The organism is Flavobacterium sp. UBA4854 (genome assembly GCF_002399805.1).
Lineage (GTDB): Bacteria > Bacteroidota > Bacteroidia > Flavobacteriales > Flavobacteriaceae > Flavobacterium > Flavobacterium ginsengisoli.
In genome coordinates this window covers 73,164-82,894 of the sequence record NZ_DHEI01000143.1, presented here as the reverse complement: position 1 = coordinate 82,894, position 9,731 = coordinate 73,164, and the positions used below count along the sequence as shown (strand labels likewise).

Below are 9,731 nucleotides of genomic sequence, written 5' to 3'. Positions count from 1 at the left end.
TAACCCGTTCTACTAACATTTGAATTCGGAAGAAGATTAGATGCTCCAACAGGAATCAAGCCCATTGCTTCCAATTTTTGACCAACACCTCTAATATTTGTCGAAGCCTCATCACCATAAACGTTAATACCGTCATAGTTAGGATCTGTTCTATCAACACCTGATCTTGTTTTATCATTATAATTTGTTGCATACCAATCTGTAGCTTGCATATAAGTAAAGTTTGCTTTCGCAGCAAAATATTTATTAAAAGCATGAGCGAATCGGATACCAAAATCATAAAAACTATTTGTTCCAGCTGCTTCTTGCGAAGTCGCACCGTATTTAAAATAAGTTGAAACACCTTGATTGGTAAACGGACTTTTACTTGTCATAAATAAAATTCCATTAAAAGCATTTGCACCATACAAAGCAGATGATGCTCCTGGAAGCAACTCAACACTTTGAACATCAATTTCTGAAACTCCAATCATATTCCCCAAAACGAAGTTTAATAATGGAGACGAGTTATCCATTCCATCTACCAACTGCATAAAACGAGTATTAGCCACAGTAGCAAATCCTCTCGTATTGATTGATTTGAATGACATACTACTAGTATTCATCTGCACTTCTTTCATGTTTTCTAAACCATCATAAAAAGAAGGAGAAGCAGTTTTTTTGATTTCCTGCACACCCATTCGTTCAATAGTTACAGGAGACTCTAGAACTCTTTCTGGTGTTCTCGATGCAGCAACAACGATTTCATCCAGTTTGGTTTCTTCATCTTTTAAAATCACATTCACTTTTTGATTTGCCGTTGTTACACTTATCGTTTTAGTCTCAAATCCTACTGCAGAAACCTTTATAGACAAAGGTAATTTAGCATTCGTAGTTAATTTAAACGATCCGTCAAAATCAGTAGAAGCACCACTGTTTTCTCCGACAACAACAACATTGGCACCAGGGATAGATTGTTTGTTACCATCGGTAACCGAACCTGTAATTGTATTCTGTGCAAAGGACACTCCGCTGAATAACAACATAATTAGCAAGTAGACTCTCATTTTGGGTTAGTTTTTTGTTAGTATATATAGCCAAAATAAGCAAATATTTTAATATGCATAAAAAAATGTTAAATAAAATTGATATTTATCATTGTTTTGCACTATATTTTAACTATTTACTAATTCATTTTATTAAAATAAAAACAAAGAAAACCTAAAGAAAAATCAGTTTACTATGCATACATATAATATTTCATCAAAAAATTGAAAATTTCATAAAAATACATATGCGTAAAAAAATTATTGGCAATAAAAAAAAGCGAGACCTAAATCTCGCTTTTTTAACATATTTATTATTTTGAAAAATAAACTTATTCTACCGTAACCGATTTTGCTAAGTTACGTGGCTGATCTACATTACAACCTCTCATTACAGCAATATAGTAAGAAAGCAATTGTAAAGGAATAGTAGTAACCAATGGCGATAATGCATCTGAAGTTTCTGGAATTTCGATTACATAATCTGCTAATTCGCGTACTTGAGTATCTCCTTTTGTAACTACCGCAATGATTTTACCGCTTCTTGATTTAATTTCCTGAATATTACTCACAATCTTGTCGTAATGTCCTTGTTTAGGAGCAATAACAATAACTGGCATATGTTCGTCAATTAAAGCAATCGGACCGTGTTTCATTTCCGCAGCTGGATAACCTTCTGCATGGATATATGAGATCTCTTTTAATTTCAATGCACCTTCTAATGCTACAGGAAAATTGTATCCTCTACCTAAATAAAGACAGTTTGGCGCATCTTTAAAAGCAGCAGCAATTTCTTTAGCTCTAGCATCAGTTTCTAACGCTTCAGACACTTTCTCAGGAATAATTTCTAATTCTTGCAGGTAAGTATGGAAATCTGTATTTGACAATGTTCCCTTTGCTTTTCCTAAACGTAAAGCAATCATAGTTAGAACTGTGATTTGAGTAGTAAACGCTTTTGTAGAAGCTACTCCAATTTCTGGCCCTGCGTGTGTGTATGCACCAGCATGACTTTCTCTAGAAATAGAAGAACCCACTACGTTACAAACTCCAAATACAAACGCTCCGTTTTCTTTAGCCAGTTTAATAGCAGCCATAGTATCTGCAGTTTCCCCAGATTGTGAAATCGCAATAACTACGTCATCTTTATTTATAATTGGGTTTCTGTATCTAAACTCAGAAGCATATTCTACTTCAACAGGAATACGTGTAAATTCCTCAAAGATATATTCTGCTACTAACCCTGCGTGCCAAGAAGTTCCGCAAGCAACAATTAAAATTCTTTTTGCGTTTAAAAATTTCTCTAAATTATCCTCTACACCGGCCATCTGAACAATTCCTTCATTAGCATGAAGTCTTCCTCTGTAAGTATCTTTAATTACGCTTGACTGTTCGTAGATTTCTTTAAGCATGAAATGATCATACCCGCCTTTTTCAATCTGCTCCAAGTTCATTTGAAGTTCTTGGATGTAAGGATCCACTAAAGAGTCATCTTGAATTTTTCTAATTTTGATTGGCTTATGCAACCTGATATTCGCCATTTCGCCATCTTCTAAATAAACTGCATTAGAAGTGTACTCAATAAATGGTGAAGCATCAGAAGCAACAAAATACTCTCCTTCTCCAACTCCAATTGCCAACGGACTTCCTAATCTAGCCGCTACAATTTCGTTTGGATTTTTTCTATCAAAAACAGCAATTGCATACGCACCTACAACTTGGTTTAATGCAACCTGGACAGCTTTACCTAATTTAATATTTTCTTTCTTCTGAACCTCTTCTATTAAATTAACTAAAACTTCAGTATCTGTATCCGATTTAAAAGTATAACCTCTTTTGATAAGCTCTTCTTTCAAAGGCGCATAATTCTCAATAATTCCGTTATGGATAATTGCCAAATCTCCAGAATTAGAAAGATGAGGGTGCGAATTCACGTCATTTGGAACCCCGTGAGTTGCCCAACGCGTATGTCCAATTCCAATATTACCAATTGTTGAAAAACCCTCATTAGCTTTAGCTTCAAGATCAGAAACTTTTCCTTTGGTTTTACAAACTTTAATTCCCGATTCGTCGTCATACAACATAACGCCGGCACTATCATATCCTCTGTACTCAAGACGCTTTAATCCTTTTATTACAATAGGATAGGCATCTCGGTGACCGATATATCCAACAATTCCACACATATATATTTATTAATTTGGTTTCGTGTAGTAGACTTCAAGTTTCAATCTTTTATCATCTGAAACAGAAGTTTTTCCGCCATATAAGACCGTACCTAAAGGACTCATAACTGATGTTCTTGGCACTGCAGATATAACCTCATTTTTATTCTTCAACGCATTAAACGCAAGTACTGCCGGACTTTGAGAAACAACTAGACCTAAATCAACATTTTTTGCCGTCGCATCTTTTATCAAATTACGAATATGTCCAGTAATTCTAATTTTATAACTTTTTCCTCTTTTATCAGAATCAAGAGTAATTAATCCCCCATAGGTAGATGAAGCATCTGTAGAATAATCAACTAAAACGGCATTATTTGTCAAATCGTATAAATAGATTCTATTTGGCTCTCCTGTACCCTTCATTTTATCAGCATCGATGTAGAAAACTAAATTAGCTTCGTTAACTTTCCAGTTTTTAACCGTAGCATTACTTCTTATTTCGTCCAATTCATCAGGAACCCCATTTGCTCCATTCACTACTTCGCCTTTAGCATTATAACTCAACACATCTGTTGGATTAAAAAGTTTTATAACCGCCAAAGACCCTTGACCTCCGTTTAAATAAAGTTTTTCATCTCCTTCTGTCTTATTTACGCTTGTAGTTATAGCACTTGCATAATCTGCATTTCGAACATAATCAAGAAAATTAGCGGTACTAGACGTAAGTGCACTTACTCCCTTTAAGTTCAAAACTATAGATTTATTCTCCATAGTGCTATCCTCATCTGTTGTAGATTCTGTTTTAGCTTTGTAATAAATTGTAATCTTACCATCACTAAAATTTATCAGCCCCATATTGCTTGGATTAGATCCTGATTTTTCGACATTAAAATACAACCCTCTAAAATATTCCTGAAAGAGATCTTCTGTAGAAAGTTTCGAAGCAGCAGCATTTAATATCTTATTTTGAAAAAATTGTTTATTAAGCAGCATCGTCATTTGAGGCTTTTTCCTCTCTGTAGTCACAACTTTAGTATCAGGATCAGTCGTTTTAATTACAATTTCTTTAGCATCAAAATAGAACTCATCATTTTGCAGGACATTTCCATCATTTAATCTTGCTCCAATTTTTTTATTACTAAATTCACTATTCTGATCTGTATAATAATACTGAGGCAATTGATTACCACCGCTAAAATAACTAGTTCTCATCTGAATCCCAGACTCATAAATACTTAACTTAAATTTTCCGTTTTTATCACCATAAATAGAATCTAACTCATAGGTGCTGTCTCCTTTTTCATTAGTAGCTGTCACGTGACTATAATAAGGAATTTCTATTTTAACACTATCAACTACAGGAGAAGCTCCAATTGTTGGAGAATAAGTAGCAAGTCCTAGTTGGGTAACAAAATTTGCAGTCGTAGTTCCAAAAAGCGGATTGTCAAAAATACCAAGAGCATTATTTGGCGACATATTACTTGACTGAATAGGAGTCACTTCTTGATTATATGCTAAAACGTCGTATTTTACAGCTTCAAGTCCAAAATGATCATCACCAACTAAACCTTCACCAATCGCATTAAAATCTTTGTCACAAGAATATAAAAAAACAGCCATTACAGCTAAAAGAGTTTTCTTAAAAAAAGAAGTTCTATACATGTCTAATAATAAAATTAAAATTTAAAGTCCAAATGTTCTGTAGAAATTTGTATAAGCGTCAGCAAATGCATCTTTCGTGGCGAAAGGTAAAAAAGGTTTTCCTGAAGATTCTATAAATTTTGTTAAACTTGGGGAAACATTTTCTGACGCAATGATTACACCATCAGAATGTAAAATACTAGCTTTTAAAACGTTCTCATAATTTGGCACTTCTAAATCTGATACTGCTTCATGAGGGACACCATCAAATTTAACTTTATTTATCATTTCTAAGTCTAAGTTCTCATCAAACGATTGCCCGTAAACAGAAGTAATAATTTTCGTTTCAGAAAACAATGCCTCATGTTTATAATAATGCTTCATATATATAGGAAGCATTGCCGCAAGCCAGCCATGAACATGTATAATATCCGGAACCCAGTTTAATTTTTTTACGGTCTCAACAACACCTTTGGCAAAGAAAATTGCTCTTTCGTCATTATCAGGGTATAAAGCACCTTCTTCATCTGTAAAAGTTGCTTTACGTTTGAAATATTCATCATTATCGATAAAATAAACCTGAATTCTTTCTTTTGGAATCGATGCTACTTTAATAATCAATGGCATATCTAAGTCATTCACTACCAAATTCATCCCTGAAAGTCTTATCACTTCATGCAATTGATGTCTTCTCTCATTTATATTCCCATATCTTGGCATGAAAATTCTTATCTGGCCGCCTTGGTCATTAATCATTTTCGGAACGTCATAAGACATTAAAGAAACCTCATTTTCAGCCAAGTAAGGCACGACTTCAGATGATACATATAATATCCTCTTATCTTTCATAATAGTATTTTACTTAATTTTGGTAATAAAAACGTCGCAAAATTACAAAATTTTATGCAGTTTATAACTAATATATTATGTTTGCATAAATTTTAATAATACCTCAATGCATATTTTCTACAGTAAAGCAGCGTTGATAGCCTATCTTAAAACTATCAAAACCGCAAATTCAACTATCGGATTTGTACCTACAATGGGCGCTTTACACCAAGGACATTTGGCTTTAATGCAACGTTCGCTGAAAGAAAACAACGACACCGTAGTAAGTATTTTTGTCAATCCAACTCAATTTAATAATTCCGAAGATTTAGCAAAATATCCTAGGACACTAGAAGAAGATGTTAAGAAAATGCGTACATTAAGCGATAAAATTATTTTATACGCTCCTTCGGTTGATGATATTTATGAAGGAAATACCGTTTCGCAGACTTTTGATTTTGATGGATTAGAAAACCAGATGGAAGGAAAATTCCGTCCAGGTCATTTTAATGGTGTCGGAACAATTGTAAAACGCCTTTTCGAAATCGTAACGCCGACCAATGCTTATTTTGGCGAAAAAGATTTTCAGCAGCTTCAAATTGTTAAAAAATTAGTCGAAAAAACAGGATTGCCAGTAAATATTGTGGGCTGTCCGATTTTTAGAGAAGAAAATGAACTTGCCATGAGTTCGCGAAACGAACGTCTAACTTCTCAAGAAAGAAAAGACGCTTCTATTATTTACAAAGTTTTGACAGAGGCAAAAGAGATCTTCCAAAATCATAGTCCGCAAGAAACAATCGAATTTGTAGAAAATTCTTTCAAAGACAACAAGGAATTTGAACTGGAGTATTTTGTTATTGCTGACGAATCTACACTTTTATCTATCGATCAGAAAGAGAATGATAAAAAATATCGCGCATTTATAGCGGTATTTGTTAATTCTATAAGACTGATTGACACCATTTCATTAAATTAATCTAACTTTGCATCATGCAAATTCAAGTTATAAAATCAAAAATTCATCGAGTTAAAGTAACCGGAGCCGATTTAAATTATATTGGCAGTATTACTATTGATGAAACTCTACTAGAAGCTTCAAACATTATTGAAGGCGAAAAAGTATCTATTGTTAACATTAATAATGGCGAGCGTTTTGAAACTTACGCTATTAAAGGCGAAAAAAATTCAGGAGAAATTACTTTAAATGGTCCTGCAGCTAGGAAAGTACAAAAAGATGACATCATCATTATTATTTCTTATGCTACACTGGATTTTGAAGAAGCAAAAACCTTCAAGCCTTGGATTATTTTCCCAAATGAAAACGACAATTCTTTAACCTAAGATTTTCTTTTTCTTACCGAATTCCCCTACTTTGTCAAAAGCCAATTTTGCACAAAAAATCCTTCTTTTGTCTTAATCGAAAAATGATTTTGACGCTAAAACACTCTGCTTCAATTTTTAAACCACTTAGCAAAGAAGCAAATAAAATAGTATATTGCTACACTATTTTCAATACTTTTTTAATTCACTGAAATGCCACAAATCATGAAAAAAGTTTACCTACTATTTTTATTAATTTCGTTTTCGTCGTTTGCCCAAAAAACGTTCGACAACATTAAATCGGAGAAACTCGGAGAAGAACGCAGAATTACAATCGGACTTCCTGCTTCTTACGAAACCAATAAAGACAAAAAATATCCGGTTCTATATTTATTGGATGGAGATTATTTATTTGATCCGTTTTCAGGAGCCGTTAGTTACGGAACTTATTGGGATGACATTCCAGAAATGATTATCATCGGAATTCATCAAAATAAAGATGGAGAGCGTTATGACGACTCAACAATTGATCAAAATGAAGGTCTTCCGTTTGAAAAAGGCGCAAAATTTTTCGAATTCATCGGAGCTGAGTTAGTGCCATATATTGAAAAAAAATACCGTACCTCACCTTTTAGGCTTATTGCAGGTCACGATGTAACAGCAAGTTTTGCTAATTTTTATTTGTATAAAGAAATGCCGCTTTTTAATGCATACATCTGTTTAAGCCCTGAGCTTGCTCCAAAAATGGAAGTGCGCATTGCAGAGAAATTTGCCAAAGTAAAAAAACCAATTTTCTATTACCTTTCTGCTGGAGAAGGCGATATTAAAAAAATTAAAGAGCCAATAGATAAATTAAACAGTAATATTAAAATTGCTAATAATCCGTTAGTGAATTATAAATATGATGTATTTAAAGGCGCAACACATTATACAGAAGTATTGCATTCTATACCAAGTGCATTGTACCATATTTTTGAAGCTTATCGACCTATAAATTCTGCCGAATACAACGACAAAATTGCGGTTCTTCAAGAAGGTTACGCAGAATATTTAGAAAAAAAATACGCTGACATGTCTGAAGTTTTAGGAGTTCAGATTCCAGTTCGAATGAGCGATTTTAAAGTAGTGGAAAATCTTATTTTAAAAAGAAATGCATACAGCGAACTAGGAAAAATGGCAGAAATAGGAAATGTAAATTACCCGAAAGCCATGTTAGGAGAATATGAGTTAGGATTAATGTATGAAAAACAAGGCGATCCTAAACACGCATCAAGAAAATACCAAAATGCTTCGCAAATGGAGCCAATTGGCGATTTGAACAAAGACTTGATGTATGAGAAAATTGACGAAATGAATACACTTGCCAAAAAAAGTAAATAATGTCAAAAGTTAAAACTTCCTTTTTCTGCCAAAACTGCGGAACCCAATATGCCAAATGGCAAGGGCAATGCAACGCGTGCAAAGAATGGAATACGATTGCCGAAGAAATAATTCAGAAACAGGATAAGGTTGCTTGGAAAAGCGAACCTACTCCAACAAGCAAAGCGCCAAAACCTTTAAAAATTAACGAGATCGATTCTGCTCAAGAAGTTCGAATGGACACAACTGACAGCGAATTGAATCGTGTTTTAGGAGGCGGGCTTGTTCCTGGATCTTTAACGCTTTTGGGCGGTGAACCCGGCATCGGAAAAAGTACACTTTTACTTCAAGTTTCTCTTAAATTACCTTATAAAACATTATATGTTTCTGGTGAAGAAAGTCAGAAACAGATAAAAATGCGTGCAGAAAGAATTACGCCAAACAGCGACAATTGTTATATTCTTACTGAAACTAAAACGCAAAATATCTTCAAACAAATTGAAACAATTCAGCCTGAAGTAGTCATAATTGACTCTATTCAGACTTTACACACCGATTATATCGAATCGACTGCTGGAAGTATTTCTCAGATTCGTGAAACCACAGCAGAATTAATCAAATTTGCTAAAGAAAGTAATATTCCCGTAATCTTGATTGGGCATATTACAAAAGACGGAAACATAGCTGGTCCAAAAATTTTGGAACATATGGTAGATACCGTTTTGCAGTTTGAAGGCGATAGAAACCATATTTACCGAATTTTACGTTCGCTAAAAAACCGTTTTGGTTCAACATCAGAACTTGGAATTTATGAAATGTTGGGCAGCGGATTACGAGAAGTGAGTAATCCTTCTGAAATCCTGATTTCTCATAAAGACGAAGAATTGTCTGGAACAGCAATTGCCACAACTCTTGAAGGCATGCGTCCGTTGATGATCGAAATACAATCTTTGGTTAGTACAGCTGTTTATGGAACACCTCAACGAAGCACAACAGGTTACAACGCCAAAAGACTAAACATGATTTTGGCTGTCTTAGAAAAAAGAGCTGGATTTCGTTTAGGCGCAAAAGACGTTTTCTTAAATGTAACAGGAGGTATTTCTGTCGATGATCCTGCAATTGACTTGGCGGTTGTGGCTGCGATTTTATCTTCTAACGAAGATATTCCTGTTGGAAAAGGTTTCTGTTTTGCTGGCGAAGTCGGACTTTCTGGCGAAATTCGCCCTGTAAACCGTGTAGATCAGCGCATTCAAGAAGCTGAAAAACTAGGTTTCGATACTATCTTTGTTTCTAAATACAACAAAATTGCTTTAAAGAATACAGGAATTAAAATTGAACTTGTTGCGAAAATTGAAGATGTCGCAAGTATACTTTTTGGTTAATTTTTTCTTTT

8 protein-coding genes are annotated in these 9,731 nt (G+C 34.1%); 4 read left to right on the top strand and 4 right to left on the bottom strand.

The window, feature by feature from the left end; genetic code table 11:
- The 4 genes from B3J44_RS21030 to B3J44_RS21015 all read right to left on the bottom strand — a co-directional run.
- A partial coding sequence (locus B3J44_RS21030; RefSeq protein ID WP_286971234.1) for a carboxypeptidase-like regulatory domain-containing protein occupies positions 1–1,046 on the bottom strand: 1,046 nt, incomplete at its 3' end.
- Between the two features lie 311 nt (positions 1,047–1,357).
- Positions 1,358–3,208: a glutamine--fructose-6-phosphate transaminase (isomerizing) gene (gene glmS, locus B3J44_RS21025; protein WP_286971233.1), complete on the bottom strand. Its 1,851-nt coding sequence runs from the start codon at positions 3,206–3,208 to the stop codon at positions 1,358–1,360.
- 9 nt (positions 3,209–3,217) lie between these two features.
- Positions 3,218–4,852: a DUF4270 domain-containing protein gene (locus B3J44_RS21020; RefSeq protein WP_286971232.1), complete on the bottom strand. Its 1,635-nt coding sequence runs from the start codon at positions 4,850–4,852 to the stop codon at positions 3,218–3,220.
- Between the two features lie 21 nt (positions 4,853–4,873).
- Entirely contained in the window at positions 4,874–5,680 is an 807-nt protein-coding gene (locus B3J44_RS21015; RefSeq protein ID WP_095930313.1) for a glycogen/starch synthase, read from the bottom strand.
- Between the two features lie 106 nt (positions 5,681–5,786).
- On the opposite strand from B3J44_RS21015, the gene panC reads away from it, so the two are divergent.
- From panC to radA, 4 genes are all read left to right on the top strand, one after another.
- Positions 5,787–6,635 (top strand): pantoate--beta-alanine ligase, encoded by an 849-nt coding sequence (panC, locus tag B3J44_RS21010; protein WP_198855231.1) that lies wholly within the window; start codon positions 5,787–5,789, stop codon positions 6,633–6,635.
- A gap of 14 nt (positions 6,636–6,649) precedes the next feature.
- The gene (gene panD / locus B3J44_RS21005) at positions 6,650–7,000 is read left to right on the top strand and encodes an aspartate 1-decarboxylase (protein ID WP_008465481.1); all 351 of its coding nucleotides are present in this window, start codon (positions 6,650–6,652) and stop codon (positions 6,998–7,000) included.
- Positions 7,001–7,204: 204 nt separating this feature from the next.
- The gene (locus B3J44_RS21000) at positions 7,205–8,359 is read left to right on the top strand and encodes an alpha/beta hydrolase (protein WP_286971231.1); all 1,155 of its coding nucleotides are present in this window, start codon (positions 7,205–7,207) and stop codon (positions 8,357–8,359) included.
- Positions 8,359–9,720 carry a DNA repair protein RadA gene (radA, locus tag B3J44_RS20995; protein WP_198855229.1) on the top strand — a complete coding sequence of 454 codons (1,362 nt, stop codon included), beginning with the start codon at positions 8,359–8,361 and terminating at the stop codon, positions 9,718–9,720. The genes B3J44_RS21000 and radA overlap by 1 nt, the downstream gene beginning before the upstream one ends.
- Positions 9,721–9,731 lie beyond the last annotated feature (11 nt).

Coding starts and splice junctions, on each gene's coding strand:
- glmS (WP_286971233.1), bottom strand. CDS start 3,208: ATGTGTGGAATTGTTGGATATATCGGTCACCGAGATGCCTATCCTATT.
- B3J44_RS21020 (WP_286971232.1), bottom strand. CDS start 4,852: ATGTATAGAACTTCTTTTTTTAAGAAAACTCTTTTAGCTGTAATGGCT.
- B3J44_RS21015 (WP_095930313.1), bottom strand. CDS start 5,680: ATGAAAGATAAGAGGATATTATATGTATCATCTGAAGTCGTGCCTTAC.
- panC (WP_198855231.1), top strand. CDS start 5,787: ATGCATATTTTCTACAGTAAAGCAGCGTTGATAGCCTATCTTAAAACT.
- panD (WP_008465481.1), top strand. CDS start 6,650: ATGCAAATTCAAGTTATAAAATCAAAAATTCATCGAGTTAAAGTAACC.
- B3J44_RS21000 (WP_286971231.1), top strand. CDS start 7,205: ATGAAAAAAGTTTACCTACTATTTTTATTAATTTCGTTTTCGTCGTTT.
- radA (WP_198855229.1), top strand. CDS start 8,359: ATGTCAAAAGTTAAAACTTCCTTTTTCTGCCAAAACTGCGGAACCCAA.